We start from the raw sequence: 20448 nt of genomic DNA on the forward strand, positions 1-20448 counted from the left end.
GCACAGGCTACTCGTTGGTACGGTATGAGCCCAGCCTTCGCGGTCCTTCGTCCGCGACCAGTTCCGGCAGGCCGAGGATGATCCGGCCGCGCGCCACCCGCGCGCCCTGTGCGGTCACGATCACCGGATCCAGCAGCAGCGACCGCACCTGCGGCAGGTCTTCGGCGAGCGCACTGCACCGCAGGGCCAGTTCCTCGAGCGCCGCAGTGTCCACCGGCTTGCGGCCCCGCCAGCCGGTCAGCAGCGGGGCGGTGCGCGGTGCCCGGATGAGCCAGCGCGCGTCCACGTCGGAGAGCGGGACGGCACGGTAGGCCCGGTCGCCGACCAGATCGGAGACGGGACCGGAAAGACCGAAGGCCAGCACCGAACCGAACGAGGGATCGTCCTGCACGCTGAACAGGCAGGAGTGCCCGCGCGGGGCCATCCGCTGCACGTAGAGCTGCCCGTCCGCCCCGGTCTCGCGCAGTGAACGGTAGGCGGCGCGCAGGTCCGCGGCCCCGGTGATGTCGAGGCGCACATCGGCGAGTTCGGCCAGCGGTACCTCGCCGAAGGCCGCCTGTTTGAGCACGACCGGGTACCCGAGCCCGGCCGCCGCCTGTTCGGCCTCCTGTTCGGTGCCGACCACCCGGTAGGGCTCGATCTCGATGCCGTACGCGGCCAGCAGCGCCTGTGCCTGCTGCTCGGGCAGCTCGGTCTCGGCCGCATCGGATTCGGCGAGCGCGGCGTGCACGATGCCCGCCCCGGCATCGGTGTCGATCCCGGCCGGGCGCAGGTGCTCCCCGCGCGGCTGCTCGCGCCAGCGCGCGTAGGTGTTCGCCCGCACGAGCGCCCGGGTCGCGCGCTCCGGGCTCGGATACGAGGGGATGGAACCGATCGCCCCGTCCCCGATGGCCAGTTGCTCGGGCATCCCCTCGGCGCCCACGAAGGTGGACACGATCGGTTTGAGCTTCGCCTGTTCGGTCTCGTCGACCACGGTGCGCAGGGCGGCCGCGTACGCGGCGGTCGGGATCGCGATCGGCGGCACGAACACCACCACGAGCGCGTCCACCTGTTCGTCGGCCAGGGCCGAGCGGACCGCCTCCGCGAAGTCCTCCGGGGTCGGCTGCGCCCCGGTGTCGATCGGCTCGCGGGCCAGCTCCAGTCCGCCGTCGCGCGCGGTGTCCGCGGCCAGCACCCCGATCGCGGTCGAGTTCCCGACCACGGCGAGCCGGTTGCCACGCGGCAGCGGCTGGTTGGCCAGCAGCAGCGCGGTGTCGAACAGCTGCGCGATCGTCTCCACCCGGATCACGCCCGCCTGTTCGAACAGCCGCGCCACGCCGGCGTCCTCCAGGGGCACCGAGGTCGGGGTGAGCGCCGGCCGGGTGGTGTGCCGGCCGGATTTCACGGCGATCACCGGCTTGTGCCTGGCCAGCCGCCGGGCCAGCCTGCCGAACTTGCGCGGGTTGCCGAACGACTCCAGATACAGCAGCACCACATCGGTTTCCGGGTCGGTCTCCCAGTACTGCAGCAGGTCGTTGCCGGAGACATCGGCGCGGTTACCCGCCGAGACGAACGTGGACAGGCCCAGCCCGCGTTCGGCGGCATCGGCGAGGATCGCGGTGCCGAGCGCGCCGGACTGGCAGAAGAAGCCCACCCTGCCGTGCGCGGGAAGGGTGGTCGCCAGGGTGGCGTTGAGCCGCAGCAGCGGGTCGGTGTTGATCACCCCGAGCGCGTTCGGGCCGACGACCCGCATCCCGTGCGCCCGCGCCTCGGCCACCATCCGGCGTTCCGCTTCCTTGCCCCGCGGCCCGGCGTCGCTGAACCCGGAGGACACCACGACCAGGGTGGTGACCCCCTTCGCCAGGCAGGCGTCGAGCACCTCGTCCATCCCCGAGGCCGGTACCGCGACCACGGCGAGATCCACCGGATCGGGAATGTCCAACACGGAGGCGTATGCCCGCACCCCGCGCACCGAGGAGTGCTCCGAATTCACCGGGTAGACGGTGCCCGCAAAACTGGCCGAGAGCAGGTTCGTGAACACCACGTAGCCGACCTTGGTCGGGTCCGCGGAAGCACCGATGACCGCGACCGCCCTGGGGTGCAGCAGATTGTGCACGCTGCGCGCCTCCGCGGCCTGTTCACGGGCGCGCGCCACCGAAATCGAGGCCTTGGTCGGGTCGATGTCGAACTCCAGGTGCAGCACGCCCTCCTCGATCGCGCGCGAGACCTGGTACCCGGCGTCGCGGAACACCCGCACCATGGTCGCGTTCTCCGCGAGCACCTCGGCCACGAACCGGCGCAGGCCGTTCTCCCGCGCCGCGGCGGCCAGGTGCTCGAGCAGGATGGAGCCGAGACCGCGGCCCTGATGCGCGTCCGCGACCACGAAGGCCACCTCGGCGGAATCCCCGTCGTCCAGCCGTTCGTAGCGGCCGACCGAGATGATCTCCCCGCCGAGTGTCGCGACAAAGGCGACCCGGCCCGAGTGATCGACCGTGGTGAACCTGCGCAAATCCTTGTCCGGGATACGCGGATAAGGGCCGAAATAACGGAAGTAGCGGGTCCGCTCGGACAGTTTCGCGTGGAATTCGCGCAGTGCCTCGGCATCGTTCGGCACGATCGGTCGCATGTGGACGGTGCCGCCGTCGCTGAGGACGACATCCGCCTCCCAGTGCGCGGGATAGATATAGGCGCGGCGCAGGTCGTCCGGTGAGGATTCGGTATTCATCTCCGCCTCTCCTCAGTCCCGCGGATCGTCCGGTTCCAGGCCGTGCAGCGGGAACACCGCACGCCTGGTCGCCAGAATCGAGGCATCCGTGGGGTCCGAGACATCCCCGCCCCAGGCGAGGAAATCCGTGTCGGTCCGGTCGGACATCGCCTTCGGCAACTCGATGCGCGGCGCGAGGCCACCGACGAAATCACGCCAGCCCTCCGGAATCGCGGTGTCCCCGGGGATATCCCGGTCCAGCACGGTGGCCAGCAGATGCGTCCAGGACCGCGGCACGACCCGCACCAGCTGATAACCGCCGCCGCCGATCGCGAGCCACTTCCCGCCCGCGTAGCGCCGTGCCAGTTCCCGCACGTTGCGGTAGATCGCCGCATGACCGTCCACCGAAAGCGAAAGGTCCGCGAGCGGATCCTCGGCGTGACTGTCCACTCCGCACTGCGAGACGATCAGTTGCGGCTCGAACTGTTCCAGGAGCGAGGGAACCACCGCGTGCCAGGCGCGCAACCACGCCGGATCCTGGGTTCCCGGCGGTAGCGGCAGGTTCACCGCATAGCCGTTTCCCTTGCCCGCGCCCAATTCCCGCGCGTACCCGGTGCCCGGCCACAGGGTCCTCGGGTGCTGGTGCAGCGAGATCGTCAGCACCCGCGGATCCCCGTAGAAGGCCGCCTGCACCCCATCGCCGTGGTGCACATCGGTGTCCAGATAGGCGATCCGGTCGAATCCGTTGTCCAGCAGCCAGGAGATCGCGATCGCGCAGTCGTTGTACACGCAGAACCCGGAGGCGCGGTCGGGCATGGCGTGATGCAGACCGCCCGCGATGTTCACCGCGCGCTCCGCGGCCCCGCTCGCGATCTGCTTCGCCGCCAGCAGCGTGCCACCGACCACCAATGACGAGGCCTCGTGCATATCCGGGAACACCGGGTTGTCGTCGGTACCGAGCCCGTGCGCGAGATCGGCGCCGAGCCCCGGCGCGTCCCGGACCGCGTCCAGATACCCCTTCGCGTGCACACGGAGCAGCTCGTCCTCCCCCGCCGCACCGGGCACCAGCAGCTCGACATCCTCGAGCACACCGAGTTCGGTGGCCAGTTTGATGGTCAACGCGAGGCGTACGGGGTTGAAGGGATGCGTCTCACCGAGGTCATAGGCGAGTAACGCCTTGTCCCACACTACGCTGCGCATATCCGCCAGCGTAACCGGTGAGACCGCGCTCAGGGGGCGACCTCGCCGGCTTCGTGCCCCTGTGCCACCTCGCGGCGCTCGTCGGCGCTCCACTGCGAGTAAGAACCCGGGTACAGCGCCGGGCTCGCCTCGATTCCCGCGTGCTCCATCGCGAGCACCACCGAGCAGGCGGTGACCCCGGAACCGCAGTACACCCCGACCTTCCCGGTGCTCGCCCCGAGCGCGGCGAAGTGTTCGGCCAGCTCCGATGCGGGGCGCCAGCGCCCGTCCGGGCCGAGATGCGCCGAGGCCGGGCTGTTGCGCGCACCCGGGATGTGTCCAGGGCGGGCGTCCACGGGTTCGGTCTCCCCCCGGTAACGGACCGGTGCGCGGGCGTCGAGCAGCACCCCGTCTCCCGGGATCCCTGCCGCCGCGTCCGCGTCGAGTACCGGCATCGAACCCGGTTCACCGGTGAAATCCCCCGCTGCGGGGTGCGGGATGTCCGGGGTGAGCGGGCGTTCCTCGGCCTGCCAGGCCGCGAACCCGCCGTCGAGCACGGCCACCTGTTCGTGACCGAGCCAGCGCAGCAGCCACCACACCCGGGCCGCCACCGAACCGTCCGCGTCGTCGTAGGCGATCACCGGGGTGCTTCCGCCGATCCCCGCCGTCCGGAACACCGCGACGAGCCGGTCCGGCTCCGGCAGGGGGTGACGGCCACGCTCCGTGCTCGGCGGGCCGGCCAGATCGGTGTCGACGTCGAGGAACACCGCGCCCGGAAGGTGCGCCCGTTCGTAGTCGGCACGCCCCGGCGGACCGGTCAGCCGCCAGCGCACATCCAGCACGACGGCCGCGCCGACGCCGATGAGCTCCGCCGCCTCAGTAGTGGAAATCAACCCGCGCACGGCGTCATACTGTCATTCGTCCCGCTATGACTCCACCTGCCACCGCACCACGACCGCGGCCGTCGCGAGCGTCCTGCGGCATGCCGCGGGAAGGCAGCGAGTCGTCGTGTCCCGGCGCGTCGGTGCCACCGACTACTATGGACACAGAAGTTAGGGGTAGCTGATGAATGATCTTGTGGACACCACGGAGATGTATCTCCGGACGATTTACGACCTCGAGGAAGAGGGGGTCGTGCCACTGCGCGCCAGGATCGCGGAGCGTCTCGAGCAGAGCGGGCCGACGGTGAGCCAGACGATCGCGCGGATGGAGCGCGACGGGCTCGTACGGGTCGCGGGCGACCGGCATCTCGAGCTCACCGACGCCGGGCGCAGCCGGGCGGTCGCCGTCATGCGCAAGCATCGGCTCGCCGAACTGCTGCTCGTCGACGTGATCGGGCTCGAATGGGAGCAGGTCCACGCCGAAGCGTGCCGCTGGGAGCATGTGATGAGCGAGGCCGTGGAACGCAAGCTGGTCAAACTGCTGGACAACCCGACGACCTCGCCGTACGGGAACCCCATTCCGGGGCTCGCCGAGCTGGGGGTGGACATCGAGACCACGCCCGTCGAGTCGGGGCTGGTCCGGGTCGACGAGGTGGCCCGGCGCGGCGGCGGAAAGATCGAGGTCCGCCGGATCGCCGAGCACGTGCAGCTCGACCCCGCGGTGATGAACGACCTCAAGAGCGTCGGGCTGCGGCCGGGCTCGATCGTGGATGTCGCGGGTGCGCACCCGCAGGACGAGAAGATCGAGATCATCGGCGGCGGCACCCAGGTGCGTGTCGACGCGGAAATCGCCCACGCCGTATTCGCGCAGCCCCGTTGAGCGCGCGGCAGGACCTCGTCCCCGGAGCCGCCATCACAGCGGGCTCCGGTGTGCCGGAACGCGCGGCGGCCTACTTCCAGCGGGTGCACGGCAGGCAGGCCGACGGCGTCTGGTTCGCCCCCGGCCGGGTCAACCTCATCGGTGAACACACCGACTACAACGACGGTTTCGTGCTGCCGTTCGCCCTGCCGCACCGCATCGCGGTCGCCGCGGGCGCCCGGACCGACGGAGTACTGAGCCTGACCACGGTCGGTGACGACGGGCGGCCGCAACGCGCGCCCGCGGTCGATATCGCCACGGTCCGCCCCGGGGACCTGAGCGGGTGGGCGAGCTACCCGGCGGGTGTGGCCTGGGCACTGCGCGAGTACACCGAGGTCGAGATCCGTGGTGGCGCCGACCTCGTCGTCACCGGGGATGTCCCGGCCGGGGCGGGCCTGTCCTCCTCGGCGGCGCTGGAGTGCTCGGTCGCGCTGGCACTGCTCGGGCTCGCCGGGGTCGCCCCCGACTCGCACGAGACGCTGACCCGGCCTGCGCTGGCCAGGCTCGCGCAGCGCGCGGAGAACGAGTTCGTCGGCGCTCCGACCGGCGTCCTGGATCAGACGGCCTCCCTGTGTTGCGTCGCGGACAACGTCCTCTTCCTCGATGTGCGCTCCGGAGAGAGCGAACAGGTCCCGTTCGGCCTCTCCGACCGCGGGCTCGCGGTGCTCGTGATCGACACCCGCGCGAGTCATCAGCACGCCGAGTCCGGCTACGGCGAGCGCAGGCGCGGGTGCGAGCGGGCGGCCGAACTGCTCGGCGTGCCCGCGCTGCGGGATGTCTCGCTCGCCGAACTCGAACAGAGCCTCGCCCGGCTCCCCGAGGAGCTCCGGCCGCTCGTACGGCACGTGGTCACCGAGAACGATCGGGTGCTCTCCGTGGTCGAAGCCCTGCGCGGTGACGAGGTCGAGGCGATCGGCCCCCTGCTCACGGCGTCGCACGCCAGCATGCGCGACGACTACCGCATCTCCTGCAGGGAGCTCGATCTCGCCGTGGAGGTCGCCCTCGCCGAAGGAGCGGCGGGTGCCCGGATGACCGGCGGCGGATTCGGCGGCTCGGCAATCGCACTCGTCCGGACCGAATTGCTCGACCAACTCATGGCGGCGGTGCGCGCTGCCTTTGCCGCGGAGTCGCTCGCCGAGCCGCGGATGTTCGTCGCGGTCCCCGCGCAGGGGGCGGGCCGGGATCAGCTCGCCGTGCGAACGATGCCATAGTCTTCGGCACACGAGGCATCGAACGGGAAGGGCGGCAGTCGTGAAGCTGCTTGTCACTGGAGGCGCAGGCTATATCGGCAGCGTGTGCGCGGCCCGGTTGCTCGAGGCGGGAAACGAGGTCGCCGTGCTGGACGACCTGTCCACCGGGCACCGGGACGCCGTACCGGACGAAGCGGAGTTCATCGAGGGGGACGTCGCCGAGCAGGCCGACGCGGTGCTCTCCCGTGGTTTCGACGGTGTCCTGCACTTCGCGGCGAAATCGCTCGTGGGTGAGTCGATGCAGGATCCGGGCAAGTACTGGCACGGAAACGTGCTCACCTCCGTGCGGCTGCTCGACGCCATGCGCACCCACGGCACGCCCCGCCTGGTGTTCTCCTCCACAGCGGCCACCTACGGCGAGCCCGAGCAGGTGCCCATCACCGAGGACGCGCCGACCCGGCCGACGAACACCTACGGCGCGACGAAACTGGCGATCGACCACGCGATCACCTCGTACGCGAAGGCGCACGGGCTCGCGGCCACGAGCCTGCGGTACTTCAATGTCGCGGGCGCCTTCGACCGGTTCGGTGAACGCCACGTGACCGAGACCCATCTGATCCCGCTCGTCCTGCAGGTGGCCCTCGGGCAACGGGAGCACGTGCAGATATTCGGGGACGACTACCCGACCTCGGATGGCACCTGCGTCCGCGACTACATTCATGTGACCGACCTGGCCGAAGCGCATCTGCTGGCGGTCGCCGCGGCGAAGCCGGGAACGCACGGGATCTTCAACCTCGGCAACGGCACCGGCTTCTCGGTGCGCCAGGTCATCGATGCCTGCCGGGAGATCACCGGGCACGACATCCCGGCGAAGCTCGCGGAACGCCGGGGCGGCGATCCCGCGGTGCTGGTCGCGTCCAGTGCGGCCGCGCAGCGCGAACTCGGCTGGCAACCCAAGCATCCCGACCTCGCCACCATGGTCGGGGACGCGTGGACTTTCGTGGCCGGCCGGGCAGGAAACTGATCCATCAGCACACCCCGAGCCGAGCGCGTGCCGCCTGGGCGAGCGGGCTCAGGCGGCGGCTGAGCGCGCTCGGCTGCACTCCGGCGCGCAGTGCCGTCGAGAGCAGATTCGCCAGCTGATATCCCGGCTCGGCGACGTGCGCCCGTTCCAGAGCCATGCCGGCCAGTACGCCATCACCGGCGAGATAGGCGCCCACCGCGAGCAGGCAGGCAGCGGGCGCGCCGGCGGGATCCGGGAGTGCCCTGGTCAGCATGGTCCAGAGGGCACGGAGCGCGTGTTGTTCGCGGTCGGTTCGGCCGACGAGGAACGCGTCACGCACGTCGGTGATACAGAGTGCCTGGGCCAGCTCGGCCAGCCGCCGGTCGTCCGGCTCGGTGCCCGTATCAGCGTGGGCGGCATCCAGCACCAGCGCATACCACTGTTCCGGGGTCCGTAGCCGGTCATCGGGACCACGGGCGAGCACCGCCGACCTGCGGGCGAGCACCACGTCGGGGGGACGCGCGAGCCGCTGTTCGAGATCGGACCGGGAGATACCGGCCTCCCCGCCGCCGGTGGGTGAGAGCGCGACGAGTGTTCCGGCCTCCGGGTCCTCGACCAGACCATGACAGTCGTCCTCATCGAGGCAGTGCCACGGCTGCCCGGCCGCGATGTGCGAGGTCCACAGCATATGCAGCACCGGGATCCCGGAACGCCGGAAACGATCCCGGATGGACACGGCGACCGCGCGCAGGTGCTCCCGGCAGAGTCCTCCTCCGACGAGGACGACGGTCGCGGCCGTGCCGCCCTGCAGTCGCGCCGGCTCGAGGAGGTGTTCGGCGGCCGCCGAGACGCTGCCGGTGTCCGGGAGATCGGCGCGCAGCACCAGGCCGAGCTCGTCCCGTTCTGGACCGCGATGCAGAAGCAGCACAAGCGAATCGGACGGATTGAATCCGAGCAACAACGGAACCGCCGCGATGACGGATCCGGGTTCCTCGAGGCGGAGAACAGAATGGCGTGTCGCTGTCATGGCATCAACATCTCCCAGGATTTCGATGTCCGCGCAAACTCGGTTTTTTGTTCCTGTGGACAGCGCTGAGTTGTCCACAGGAAGCCTTGTCCGCGTGAATGGTCCATTCACGCGGTCCGCCACTTGGCACCCGTTCGGGGAATGTTTAGCGTGAAAAGGAACCGGCCCACCAGCGCCGCCATCACACCCCCGATTCATCGATCCGATCGCCACGACGGGCGAGAAGGGAAAACCACAATGACGCGGTTTCATCACCAGAACTCGACACGAAAAGCGCAGGGCTCGATGGGACTCCGGCTTTCCACGGCGTTGGGAGCCGCCATGGTCGCCGCGCTGGCGACGGCGGCATCCGCTTCGGCCTCGGTCACTCACCCGGGCGATAGATCCGATTCGGCACGAACGGCGTGCGAGCGAGGCATGGCGTGCCTGTGGGGAGGACAGGAATACGGTGACACGTTACTCACCAAGGATCTGCGGAACACGAATCCGGGCGATTGCATCCCACTCTCGGGTGACTTCACCCCGAAATCTCTTGCCAATCGCTCGGATCGCGATCTGACAGCCTATTCCGATCGGAATTGCAATTCCGACAAGCCTCATCGCACCTATCCGGGCGGTGGGACTTTCACGCCGAAACTCCCGATCACCGTCGCCGCCATCAAGATCGCGCAATAACACGAAGAGGGGAAAATCATGATCTCGTTCCGACGCAAGACGAACGGCCAGAATAGGCACACCAGCAGGACCCGGTCGATTAGGAGACGCGTGTGCGCGACCATCGGCATCGGCGTCGTCCTGGCCCTGCCGGCCTCCGGTGAGCTCGCCTTCGCCGATTCCGCGCCGACACCAGCCCGACCGGCTTGCGCACCGGACCAGTTCTGTTACTGGGCCGACGCGGACTATCACGGAAAGCCACAGGTCCTCGATCTCACCTCGGCGACCAGTTCCACCTGTGTTCCGCTCCCCGACGGCGCCGAAGCGCGCTCCTTCGTGAACAACCGCGCCCGGGAGATCACCCTCTACGAGGGCGATCACTGTTCGAGCGAGGGGGACTTCCGCACCTATCCGGAGGCCACCGAGGTGCCCGCCGCGCCGTTCGTCGTGCGCGCGGTGGAGATCTGGAACTGACCGGCGAGTCCGGTCGTCACAGCAAGGGCAGTCAGGCCGCGATGCCACGGGTGGCGTTTCCCGCACAGACCACCCACGGATCGAGTGCCCCGAATCGGCGAGCCACCCCATCCCCCTCGCCGAACCGATCCGTTCCCGCGGATGACGAGCCCTACCCGGCGCGGGTGTCCGGACTGGGGGTCTGGACACCCGCGTCATCCCCGGAAGCGATCCGGTCAGGCGCGGCGAACAGCCTCACGGACCGTCTCCCATTCGGGCTCGGTGACATCCGGGACACCGGTTGCGACACCTTGATCCTTGAAACCGCTCGACGTAGCGATACATACCACCGGACCGGGGAATTCCGCGCTCTGCGCCCGCTTCCGGAAGCCTGCCAGCCCGGCGGTCGCCGAGAGCTCCTGCCACAGGCCATTGCGGCACAGTTCGTTCTGGGCGCGCGTCATCTCGGCATCGTCGACGAGCAGGGCGGCCCCGCCGCTCTCCCGGACCGTGCGGACGCCCCGGTAGCCACCCACCGGGGTGTCGATCGCGTACGCCGCCGTCGACCCGACGCTCACCTGCATGGCATCGCGCCCGAGGGCGATGGCCTGGGCGAGCGGGCCACCGGCGGCGGGTTCACAGGAGAACATCCGGGGAATCCGATCGGTGCGCCCGATCCGGTTCAGCTCCACGAACCCTTTCCAGACACCGAAGAGCACCTCGCCGTATCCGGTCGGTACGAACACGGAGTCCGGCACTCCGAGGTCCGCGAAGATCTCGTAGGCGATGGTCTTGTACCCCTCGGCACCGAATGCGTGCCCGGTGTGGGTCAGGGTGCTGTTGCTGACCGGGTGGTAGCCGAATTCCGTCACGATCCGCCGCAGCAGGGGCCATCGGGCATCCGCCGGAACGGTCAACACGGTGGCACCGTAAGCACGGAGGAAGGACTCGACGGCGGGCGGCGCGCCCGCCGAGGCGAGCACCACGCATCTCAAGCCCGCGCGAGCCGCGTACGCGGCAGCCGAGGCGCCATGATTGCCGGACGACGCCACCACGATGCCCTCCGCGCCCACCCCGACGGCAGCACTGACCGCGCAGCGATTCAGCCGGTCCTTGTGACTCCACGTGGGATTGCGCGACTCGTCCTTGACATAGACGTCCCCGGCGAGCTGCACGAGCGGTGTGCCGCCCTCACCGAGTCCTGGGGCGAGCAGCGGTGGGAGCAGCGGGGCCCAGCGTTCGAGGCCGTCTCCGCGCCACGAGCCCGGAAACAGTTCCTCGGGGACCTGGCCGTATTCGTAGTCGACCTCGACCGGGTAAGCGAGTTTCCGCGCTGCTCGTCCGCGGACAGCCACTGGTCAACGGTGGCCACAGTGGGTAGTGAACTGCCGGATCACCGAGCGATCGCTGGGCCATCGCAAGCGAATGACTGTCCACCATGAATATTCCCTTTTCGCAGGGAGTCAGACACGAACGAGCGCGAAGCAGCGTTCGACACCACTTCGCGCTCGTTCGGTTCAGGATCCGTCGATCCGACGACCGGCTAGCTGCAGCCGGAGGTCGAGCCGCAGCCCTCGCACACGTAGCAGGAGCCCGCGGGACGCATCTTGGTCCCGCATGTCATGCACAGCGGGGCGTCGGCGGCCTTGCCCAGCTGCAGTTCGACCAGTTCCGTCGAACTGTGCGCCTCGCTCCTCTTCTCACCGCTGTCGATCTCCTCGCGCCGCGCGGTGGAGTCGACCGTGGTCCGCAGGCCTTCGAGGTCGACGTCGTCGCCGTCCGAGCTCTCGGCGGCCACCGCTGCGGTGCGCTCCTCGGCCGTGAAGATGCCGAGCTGGACCCGCTTCTCGTACGGCAGGTAGTCCAGGGCCAGACGCCGGAACAGGTAGTCGAGCACGCTGGTGGACATCCGCACGTCCGGGTCATCGGTCATCCCGGCCGGCTCGAAGCGCAGGTTGGAGAACTTCTGCACGTAGAACTCGAGCGGAATGCCGTACTGCAGACCGACGGAGATCGACATGGAGAAGGCGTCCATCACACCGGCGAGCGTGGAGCCCTGCTTGCCGAGCTTGACGAAGATCTCGCCGAGCCCGTCGTCCGGGTAGGAACCGGCGTGCAGGTACCCCTCGGCGCCGGCGACCGTGAACGACACGGTCTGGCTCGGGCGCTTCTTCGGCAGGCGCTTGCGGACCGGCCGGTACTCGACGACGGTCTCCTTGGCCTCTTCCTTCGAGTGCTTGCCCGCGGAGAGCGGCTGCCCGACCTTGCAGTTGTCGCGGTAGATGGCGAGTGCCTTGAGGCCGAGCTTCCAGCCCTCGAAGTAGATCTCCTCGACATCCTCGATGGTCGCCGCCTCGGGCATGTTGACCGTCTTGGAGATCGCCCCGGACAGGAACGGCTGCACGGCGGCCATCATGCGCACGTGCCCCATCGGCCTGATGGAACGGTCGCCCATGGCGCAGTCGAACACCTCGTAGTGCTCGGGCCGCAGCCCGGGCGCATCGATGACGTTGCCGTGCTCCGCGACGTGCTCCACGATCGCCTCGACCTGCTCGTCCTGGTAGCCGAGTGAGGACAGCGCGCGCGGCACCGTCTGGTTGACGATCTGCATCGAGCCGCCACCGACGAGCTTCTTGAACTTGACCAGCGCCAGGTCCGGCTCGATACCGGTGGTGTCGCAGTCCATCATCAGACCGATGGTCCCGGTCGGCGCGAGCAGGCTGGCTTGCGCGTTGCGCCAGCCGTTTCGCATCCCGAGCTCGATGCCGTGCTGCCATTCCTCAGTGGCGAGCTTCTGCACTGCGCGATCGTTCCCGTGCATCGTGCGGATCATGTCGTTCGCGGCGGCGTGCTTGCGCATGACCCTGCGGTGCGCCTGCTCATTGCGTGCGTATCCGGTGTACGGGCCGACCACCCCGGCCAGCTCGGCGGAACGACGGTAGGCGGTGGCGGTCATCAGCGAGGTGATCCCGGCGGCGAGCGCACGGCCACCGTCGGAGTCGTACGCGTGACCGGTCGCCATCAGCAGGGCACCGAGGTTGGCGTAGCCGATGCCGAGCTGGCGGAAGTTGCGCGTGGTTTCCCCGATCGCCTCGGTCGGGAAGTCCGCGAAGCTGATCGAGATGTCCATCGCGGTGATCGTGTACTCGACTGCCTTCGCGAAGGTCACCCCGTCGAAGGTGCCGTCCTCACCGAGGAACTTCATGAGGTTGAGCGAGCCGAGGTTGCAGCTCGAGTTGTCGAGGTGCATGTACTCGCTGCACGGGTTCGAGGCGGTGATCCGGCCGGACTCGGGCGCGGTATGCCAGTCGTTGATCGTGTCGTCGTACTGCACCCCGGGGTCGGCGCACTCCCACGCGGCCTTCGCGAGCTTGTGGAACAACGACTTCGCGTCCGCCTCGTCGATGGTCTCCCCGGTCATGCGGGCGCGCATCGGGAAGTTCGAGTTCGACTCGACCGCGCGCATGAACTCGTCGGTGACCCGGACCGAGTTGTTCGCGTTCTGGTACTGCACCGAGGAGATGTCCGAGCCGCCGAGGTCCATGTCGAACCCACCGTCGCGCAGGACGCGGATCTTCTCCTCTTCACGGGCCTTGGTCTCGATGAACTCCTCGACGTCCGGGTGGTCGATGTCGAGCACGACCATCTTCGCCGCGCGCCTGGTCGCGCCGCCGGATTTGATGGTGCCCGCGGAAGCGTCGGCACCGCGCATGAACGAGACCGGACCGGATGCCGTACCGCCGGAGGAGAGCAGCTCACGGGAGGAACGGATACGGGAGAGGTTGAGACCGGCGCCGGAGCCGCCCTTGAAGATCAGCCCCTCTTCCTTGTACCAGTTGAGGATCGATTCCATCGTGTCGTCGACAGACAGGATGAAGCAGGCCGACACCTGCTGTGGGGAAGCGGTCCCGACGTTGAACCAGACCGGGGAGTTAAAGCTGAACACCTGGTGCAGCAGCATGTAGGTGAGCTCGTGCTCGAAGATCTCGGCGTCCTGTGGGCTGGCGAAATAGCCGTGGTCGACACCGGTGGCGACATAGGTCCGCACCACCCGGTCGATGAGCTGCTTGAGGCTGTGTTCCCGCGCCTCCGAGCCGATCGCCCCGCGGAAGTACTTGCTCGTGACGATGTTGGTCGCATTCACCGACCAGAACTCGGGGAACTCCACGCCACGCTGTTCGAAGTTGACCGAGCCGTCCCGCCAGTTGGTCATGACCACGTCGCGGTGCGCCCAGCGCACCTCGTCGTAGGGATGCACCCCCGCCGTGGTGTACACGCGCTGCAGCTCGAGCCCTTTGCCGCGGGCGTTCCAGCCGTTGACACCCTGCGCGGCCGCCTCCTCGGCGATCCGCGCGGCCTCGACCGCGTCGCCATCGGCCGATGTCGGCACCGATTCCGTCATGTCCAGCTCTCCCTTTGCTCCCACGTTCGATGTCACCTGTCCATCCGGCGCCCTACCGCACCGGAACACCCGTCAGGTCTGGCCTTCAGCCTTTCGCCTGCCGCCCGCCTTCTCGTCCTTGGCAGTGCCGTCCTTCGCCTTGGCCTCGGTCCGCGTCCCCGTCTCGCCCTTCGCGGCGGCCCCGGACTTCGCGGCGATCGCCAGGCGCAGCTCGGCGATCTCCTTCTCGAAGTCCTCGACCGACTCGAACGAGCGGTACACGCTCGCGAAACGGAGGTAGGCGACCTCGTCCAGCGCCCGCAGCGGCCCGAGGATCGCGAGCCCGACCTCACCGGTGGGCACCTCGGAGTATCCGCTCGCCCGTACGGTCTCCTCGACCTGCTGGGCGAGCTGCTGCAGTGCGTCCTCGTCGACCGGCCGTCCCTGGCAGGCCCTCCGCACACCGCGGACGACCTTCTCCCTGGAGAACGGCTCGGTGACCCCGGAGCGTTTCACCACGGCGAGCACCGTCTGTTCCACTGTCGTGAATCGACGGTCACATGCCGAGCAAGACCTCCGCCGGCGAATCGTCTGCCCCTCGTCGACCTCGCGGGAGTCGACAACGCGCGAATCCGTGCTCCTGCAGAACGGGCACCGCACGACGACTCACTCCCTTCGACGACGGACATCCTGTCGGTCGCACTGTGGACTGGCGGTGGACAGCCGGTGGATAACTCCGACTCGTCAACCCCAACCTGTGGACTAACAACACCACTGTAACTACTAGATGTAGGGGTGAGCTTAAGTGGTCGGCCACTAGACCGCAAGCCGACACCGGCAACGTGTCGCCCGGCTCCGACATGCCGGGCGCGAGCTGCGGTGATCACCGAGCGAACCGGGAGCCCTCCGAAACGGGAACGACGATCGGCTGCCCGATCCGAACCACGGTCGAGGTGAGCCCATTGAGTTCCTGGATGCGCCGCAGCATCGCCGAATCGTCCACCTCGGGCGCGGCGGCCTCGGCGATCGTGGACAGCGTCTGCCCCTCGTGCACCTGCACCATCGCCGTGCGCTCCGGCACCCGGGGGGAACTCGCCGAGGAGAGCACGGCGAGCAGCGCGATCGCGAGCGCGGTGCACACGCCGGCGACCACGAGCACGCGCACGGGACGGAACGCGAACCGCGGCGCACAGGCCGCGGCCGTGCCCGAACCGCCGGCCACCGCAAGCGGAGCCGTGGAACGCCTGCCACGCGGGCGCACACCAGCACCGGAAGACCTGCGCAGGGTGCGCTCCCCGGATGCAGTCCCGGGCATCCGCGCCGGACCCACCCGCGGCGGCACCATCTGGACAGGCACCTCGGAACACTCCGGAGCAACCGCCCGACCGAGCGCGTCCGGGCTCACGAGCGCCAGCGACCGGGTCGCCGACCGCCGCACCCGCGCCACGTGCCCGCGACGCTCCCCGCCCGTCCGCGCCGCCGAATTCATCACCGCCGTCATGACTTCCTCCTCGATCTCACGGCCGATCGAACATGAGTTCGATCGAATGTCTGTGCGAAGTTCTACCATCAAGCACCGACAAAAATCGACAGCAAGCGGCGTGTCGCTCGAACACGTGTTTGATCCGCGAATCGAATGGGGTTAGGTTGAACAGCGAGGTTGCGCAGTGAGCGACACGGCGTGCGACAAACCGACGCGGCTGAGACGACTCTGAGACGACAGTCGGCGAACGAGGACGAGCGAGAACCAAGGAGGCACACGTGGCTGGCCAGCCAAGGAAACCGGCCCGGAGCGGCGCGCGGGAGGCCCCCCGGGGCGGGGGAACGGACGCGAACGAGCACGAGGCCGAGGTCCATCCGTTTCCGGAACAGGACGACGAGCTCGGTGTACTGACCGTGCGCCAGCGCAAGGTGCTCGAGGTCATCCGGACCTGGGTCAGCGAACGCGGCTACCCGCCGAGCGTGCGGGAGATCGGGGACGCGGTCGGACTGACCTCGACCTCATCGGTCGCCCACCAGTTGCGCGCGCTCGAGCAGAAGGGCTACCTGCGCCGCGATCCGAACCGGCCGCGCGCGGTGGGGGTGCTCACCGCGGCCGCGGTCCCCGAGGACGCCGAGGCCGAGTCCTCGACGCATCCGACCCCCTCCTATGTGCCGCTGGTCGGACGGATCGCCGCCGGTGGGCCGATCCTCGCCGAGGAAGCCGTCGAGGACGTGTTCCCGCTGCCCAAGGAGATCGTCGGCGAGGGTTCGCTGTTCCTGCTCAACGTGGTCGGCGATTCGATGGTGGACGCGGCCATCACCGATGGCGACTGGGTCGTGGTGCGCCAGCAGCCGAACGCGGAGAACGGGGACATCGTGGCCGCCATGATCGACGGCGAGGCGACGGTGAAGACGTTCAAGCGCCGGGACGGGCACATCTGGCTCATGCCGCACAACCCCGCCTACGAGCCCATCCTCGGGGACGAGGCGAGCGTGCTCGGCAAGGTCGTCGCGGTGCTACGCCGGCTCTGATCCGGTCACCGACCCGTGCGCCGGAGCACCACAGCGCACGGGTTCGTGGCCCGGCTCCGGGAAACTCGCGGAGCGGCACAAGTGCCTCCTGCAGGAGGGGGTCAGTGCCGCGCGTAGGGCTCCAGTGCCGCGGCGAGGTCGCCGTACACGAGCGCGCGCACCCTGGTGCCCTCGTCCCCGTGCTCGCTGCCGAGTACCTCGCCCTGCTCGTGCACCTTCGCCAGCAGATCACCCCGGGCGTACGGCACGAGCGCCTCGATCTCGATCCCCGGTTTGGGCAGCCGGTCACCGATCGCCGCGCGCAGCTTGTCGATCCCGACGCCGGTGTGTGCGGAGACGAACAACGCGTCGGACAGTTCACCCTGCAGTTCGGTGAGCACGATCGGGTCGGCGTCGTCGATCTTGTTCACCACGAGCAGCTCCGGCGGCATCTCCCGCCCGGTGTCCGCGGTGATGTCCGCCAGCACCTCCCGCACCGCGATGACCTGGGTTTCCGGCATCGTGTCCGAGCCATCGACCACATGCACGAGCAGATCCGCCTCGGCCACTTCCTCGAGGGTGGACCGGAAAGCCTCCACGAGCTGGTGCGGCAGGTGCCGGACGAACCCGACCGTGTCGGTGAGCGTGTAGGTCCTGCCCTGCGGGGACTTCGTCCGCCGCGTCGTCGGATCCAGGGTCGCGAACAGCGCGTCCTGCACCAGCACACCCGCCCCGGTCACCGCGTTGAGCAGCGAGGACTTACCGGCGTTCGTGTACCCGGCTATCGCGACACTGGGCACGGCGTTCGCGATCCGGCGGCCCCGCTTGGTCTCCCGCACGGTGCGCATCTCGGTGAGTTCCCTGCGCAGCTTCGCGATCCGCTTGTTGATCCGCCGCCGGTCGGTCTCCAGCTTGGTCTCACCGGGACCACGCAGCCCGACACCACCGCCGCTGCCGCCCGCGCGGCCACCCGCCTGCCGGGACAACGTCTGCCCCCACCCACGCAACCGGGGAACCAGATAGTTCAGCTGGGCGAGCTCGACCTGCGCCTTGCCCTCCTTGGAGCGGGCGTGCTGGGCGAAGATGTCCAGGATCAGCGCCGTCCGGTCGATCGTCTTGACCTTCAGCTTCTCCTCGAGATTGCGCAGCTGGCCCGGGGAGAGCTCACCGTCGCAGATCACCGTGTCCGCCCCGGTCGAAACGATGATGTCGCGCAGCTCCCGCACCTTGCCCGAGCCGATATAGGTCGACTGGTCCGGTCGCTGCCTGCGCTGCACGAGCGCCTCGAGCACCTGGGAACCCGCGGTCTCGGCGAGCCGGGCGAGTTCGGCGACCGAGGCCTCGGCGTGCTCCGCGCTGCCCTGGGTCCACACCCCCACCAGCACGACCCGTTCGAGCAGCAGCTGACGGTACTCGACCTCGTAGCCCTCGGTGAGCTCGGTGGACAGGCCCGCGACCCGGCGTAACGAGGAACGCTCCTCCAGCTCGAGCTCGCCGGTCGAGGGCGCCTGCTCGGGCGTGCCGATGGGGTCTCCGGAGATGTAGACGCCGCCGAGGTCGGTGGCCTCGTCGGTGTCGGTACGCAATGGTTCTGTCATGTTGTTTCCAGTGTGGCACGTCCAGCAGCACTGTCGAGTGATTTACCAAGGAGACCGGAGGTGAGCCGACTTCGACAGGTGAAATCCCTCGGCAGGCACGAGGGTCGGCTTGCCGGAGGTCGGATCGGTATCCACCAGCAAGGTCAGTGTGCCGCCCACCACTGCGGATCGAGTTCGCCAGAACCGACGAGCACCGCGGGGCCGGTGAGGCTGGTGTCGTCCCCGCCGATCCCGACCGTGACCCGGCCACCGGGGACCTCGACGGTGACCGTGCCCGTGGCGAGGCCGTCGGCGTGCAGCGCGGCCGCCGCGGACGCCACGGTGCCCGTGCCACAGGAGCGGGTCTCCCCCGAACCGCGCTCGTACACCCGCATCCGCAGCCGGTCGGGAGCGAGCCGGTTCACGAACTCCACGTTCACGCCGTTCGGGAACAGCACTTCGTCGAACTCCGGTGCGGCCCACAGGTCGATTTCGGCGACCGGGACCTCGGTCAGGCAGACCAGGTGCGGGTTGCCCACGTCGACCGCGCTGCCCGGGTACTTCACCCCGTGCACGGCGGCCGCGGACTCGTCGTGGACGCGCGCGGGTCCCATGGCGACGGTGACCGAGCCGTCCTGGTGCACCTCCACGGGGCGCGCGCCCGCGCGGGTGTGCACGGTGAACGCCCCGCGCCGCTGCCAGCCGCTCTCCACGAGGTAGCGAGCGAACACCCGCGCCCCGTTCCCGCACATCTCGGCGATCGAACCGTCCGCGTTGCGGTAGTCCATGAACCATCCGTCCACCCCGGACGGCCCGTCCTCGGCCGCCGCGCAGCGCACCACGCGCAGCACCCCGTCCGCGCCGATCCCGGCCCTCCGGTCGCACAGCGCGCGCACCAGCGAGGGGGTCAGCGCGAGCTCACCGGCGGGATCGGGCAGCACCACGAAGTCGTTCTCGGTGCCGTGTCCCTTGCAGAATCGGACGCTCAACTCACTCACGCCACCGAGTCTAGAACCCGCTCGAGCAGGTCGGCACGCCCCGCGTCGAACCAGCGCAACCGCTTGTCCCTGCGGAACCAGGAGCGCTGCCTGCGCACGAACCGCCGGGTGGCCCGTGCGGTCTCCTGCCGCGCCTCGTCCAGGGTCCGGGTCCCGTCGAAGTACTCCAGCACCTGCCGGTAGCCGAGCGCCCTGGACGCGGTGAGCCCCTCGCGCAGACCGTGCGTGCACAGTTCCCCGGTCTCTTCGACGAGCCCGGCGGCGAACATGTGCTCGACCCGCGCGTCCACCCGTTCGTCGAGCTCGTCCACCTCGCGGTCCAGCCCGATGAGCGTGGCCCCGTAGCGCGCGGGCCCCGGTTTCGGCATGCTCGCCGAGAACGGGCGCCCGGTCAGTTCGAAGACCTCGAGCGCCCGCACGATCCGCCGGGTGTTGCTCGGCAGGATCTCGGCGGCGGCCACCGGGTCGTGCATCCGCAGTCGCTCGTACATCGCCGGCGTGCCCTCCCGGTCGGCTTGCGCGTGCAGCCGTTCCCGGATGACCGGATCGGTGCCGGGGAACTCGAGCTCGTCCAGGATCGCGCGCACATACAGGCCGGAGCCGCCCACGATCACCGGCACCCGTCCCGCGGCCAGCACCGACTCCACCGCGGCGCGGGCATACCGCTGGTAGGCGGCCACCGAGGCGGTCTCGCGCACCTCGAGCACATCCAGCTGGTGGTGCCGGATTCCCCGGCGCTGCTCCGGGGGGACCTTCGCGGTGCCGATGTCCATGCCCCGGTACAGCTGCATGGCGTCGGCGTTGACGATCTCCCCCTCGAACCGGGCGGCGAGCTCGACCGCCAGATCCGATTTCCCCGTCGCGGTCGGCCCGACGATCGCCACCGGTGTCTGCGCTGGCGTAGTCACGACTGGCGACGGTACCGTTCTGACTTTCTCCGTACGCGCTGACCTGTTTCAATACGCACACGCACACAACCACGCGGACCCAAAGCGAGCCGGTCCGCACGT

The 20448-nt window shown here is 69.2% G+C and carries 17 protein-coding genes; 6 read left to right on the top strand and 11 right to left on the bottom strand.

The window, feature by feature from the left end; translation table 11 throughout:
* Window positions 1-7 precede the first annotated feature (7 nt).
* The 3 genes from A37U_RS0102895 to A37U_RS0102905 are packed head-to-tail and all read right to left on the bottom strand — an operon-like array spanning window position 8 to window position 4764.
* A complete protein-coding gene (locus A37U_RS0102895) occupies window positions 8-2704 on the bottom strand; it encodes a bifunctional acetate--CoA ligase family protein/GNAT family N-acetyltransferase (protein ID WP_020495104.1) in 2697 nt (898 codons plus the stop codon).
* A gap of 12 nt (window positions 2705-2716) precedes the next feature.
* Window positions 2717-3883: an acetoin utilization protein AcuC gene (locus A37U_RS0102900; RefSeq protein WP_026196809.1), complete on the bottom strand. Its 1167-nt coding sequence runs from the start codon at window positions 3881-3883 to the stop codon at window positions 2717-2719.
* Between the two features lie 29 nt (window positions 3884-3912).
* Window positions 3913-4764, bottom strand: coding sequence for a sulfurtransferase (locus tag A37U_RS0102905; protein ID WP_020495106.1), 852 nt, complete (start codon window positions 4762-4764; stop codon window positions 3913-3915).
* Between the two features lie 163 nt (window positions 4765-4927).
* On the opposite strand from A37U_RS0102905, the gene A37U_RS0102910 reads away from it, so the two are divergent.
* The 3 genes from A37U_RS0102910 to galE are packed head-to-tail and all read left to right on the top strand — an operon-like array spanning window position 4928 to window position 7876.
* Window positions 4928-5623 carry an iron-dependent transcriptional repressor DtxR gene (locus A37U_RS0102910; protein ID WP_026196810.1) on the top strand — a complete coding sequence of 232 codons (696 nt, stop codon included), beginning with the start codon at window positions 4928-4930 and terminating at the stop codon, window positions 5621-5623.
* A 50-nt stretch (window positions 5624-5673) separates the two neighbouring features.
* Window positions 5674-6873 (top strand): galactokinase, encoded by a 1200-nt coding sequence (gene galK / locus A37U_RS0102915; protein ID WP_026196811.1) that lies wholly within the window; start codon window positions 5674-5676, stop codon window positions 6871-6873.
* 40 nt (window positions 6874-6913) lie between these two features.
* Complete coding sequence (gene galE / locus A37U_RS0102920; protein WP_020495109.1) at window positions 6914-7876, top strand: UDP-glucose 4-epimerase GalE; 963 nt, start codon at window positions 6914-6916, stop codon at window positions 7874-7876.
* Window positions 7877-7880: 4 nt separating this feature from the next.
* Here galE and A37U_RS48035 read toward each other — a convergent pair whose 3' ends face one another.
* Entirely contained in the window at window positions 7881-8882 is a 1002-nt protein-coding gene (locus A37U_RS48035) for a DUF4192 domain-containing protein (RefSeq protein ID WP_020495110.1), read from the bottom strand.
* A gap of 237 nt (window positions 8883-9119) precedes the next feature.
* On the opposite strand from A37U_RS48035, the gene A37U_RS49035 reads away from it, so the two are divergent.
* Window positions 9120-9557: a peptidase inhibitor family I36 protein gene (locus A37U_RS49035; RefSeq protein WP_026196812.1), complete on the top strand. Its 438-nt coding sequence runs from the start codon at window positions 9120-9122 to the stop codon at window positions 9555-9557.
* Between the two features lie 90 nt (window positions 9558-9647).
* Window positions 9648-10010 carry a peptidase inhibitor family I36 protein gene (locus tag A37U_RS0102935; RefSeq protein ID WP_020495112.1) on the top strand — a complete coding sequence of 121 codons (363 nt, stop codon included), beginning with the start codon at window positions 9648-9650 and terminating at the stop codon, window positions 10008-10010.
* Window positions 10011-10225: 215 nt separating this feature from the next.
* Here A37U_RS0102935 and A37U_RS42075 read toward each other — a convergent pair whose 3' ends face one another.
* From A37U_RS42075 to A37U_RS51235, 4 genes are all read right to left on the bottom strand, one after another.
* The gene (locus A37U_RS42075) at window positions 10226-11344 is read right to left on the bottom strand and encodes a threonine synthase (RefSeq protein ID WP_205622847.1); all 1119 of its coding nucleotides are present in this window, start codon (window positions 11342-11344) and stop codon (window positions 10226-10228) included.
* A gap of 188 nt (window positions 11345-11532) precedes the next feature.
* Window positions 11533-14391, bottom strand: coding sequence for a vitamin B12-dependent ribonucleotide reductase (locus tag A37U_RS0102945; RefSeq protein WP_020495113.1), 2859 nt, complete (start codon window positions 14389-14391; stop codon window positions 11533-11535).
* Between the two features lie 72 nt (window positions 14392-14463).
* A complete protein-coding gene (gene nrdR / locus A37U_RS42080) occupies window positions 14464-15030 on the bottom strand; it encodes a transcriptional regulator NrdR (protein ID WP_051111536.1) in 567 nt (188 codons plus the stop codon).
* Between the two features lie 223 nt (window positions 15031-15253).
* Complete coding sequence (locus A37U_RS51235; RefSeq protein ID WP_157182581.1) at window positions 15254-15871, bottom strand: LysM peptidoglycan-binding domain-containing protein; 618 nt, start codon at window positions 15869-15871, stop codon at window positions 15254-15256.
* Window positions 15872-16131: 260 nt separating this feature from the next.
* Between A37U_RS51235 and lexA the strand changes: the two genes are divergently transcribed.
* Window positions 16132-16884 carry a transcriptional repressor LexA gene (gene lexA, locus A37U_RS0102965; protein WP_020495117.1) on the top strand — a complete coding sequence of 251 codons (753 nt, stop codon included), beginning with the start codon at window positions 16132-16134 and terminating at the stop codon, window positions 16882-16884.
* Window positions 16885-16985: 101 nt separating this feature from the next.
* Here lexA and hflX read toward each other — a convergent pair whose 3' ends face one another.
* From hflX to miaA, 3 genes are all read right to left on the bottom strand, one after another.
* Window positions 16986-18461, bottom strand: coding sequence for a GTPase HflX (hflX, locus tag A37U_RS0102970; protein ID WP_020495118.1), 1476 nt, complete (start codon window positions 18459-18461; stop codon window positions 16986-16988).
* Between the two features lie 143 nt (window positions 18462-18604).
* Window positions 18605-19438 (bottom strand): diaminopimelate epimerase, encoded by an 834-nt coding sequence (dapF, locus tag A37U_RS0102975; RefSeq protein WP_020495119.1) that lies wholly within the window; start codon window positions 19436-19438, stop codon window positions 18605-18607.
* A complete protein-coding gene (gene miaA, locus A37U_RS0102980) occupies window positions 19435-20346 on the bottom strand; it encodes a tRNA (adenosine(37)-N6)-dimethylallyltransferase MiaA (protein ID WP_026196815.1) in 912 nt (303 codons plus the stop codon). The genes dapF and miaA overlap by 4 nt, the downstream gene beginning before the upstream one ends.
* Window positions 20347-20448 lie beyond the last annotated feature (102 nt).

Origin of the sequence: Sciscionella marina DSM 45152 (genome assembly GCF_000379465.1) — a bacterium.
GTDB classification, from domain to species: Bacteria; Actinomycetota; Actinomycetes; order Mycobacteriales; family Pseudonocardiaceae; genus Sciscionella; species Sciscionella marina.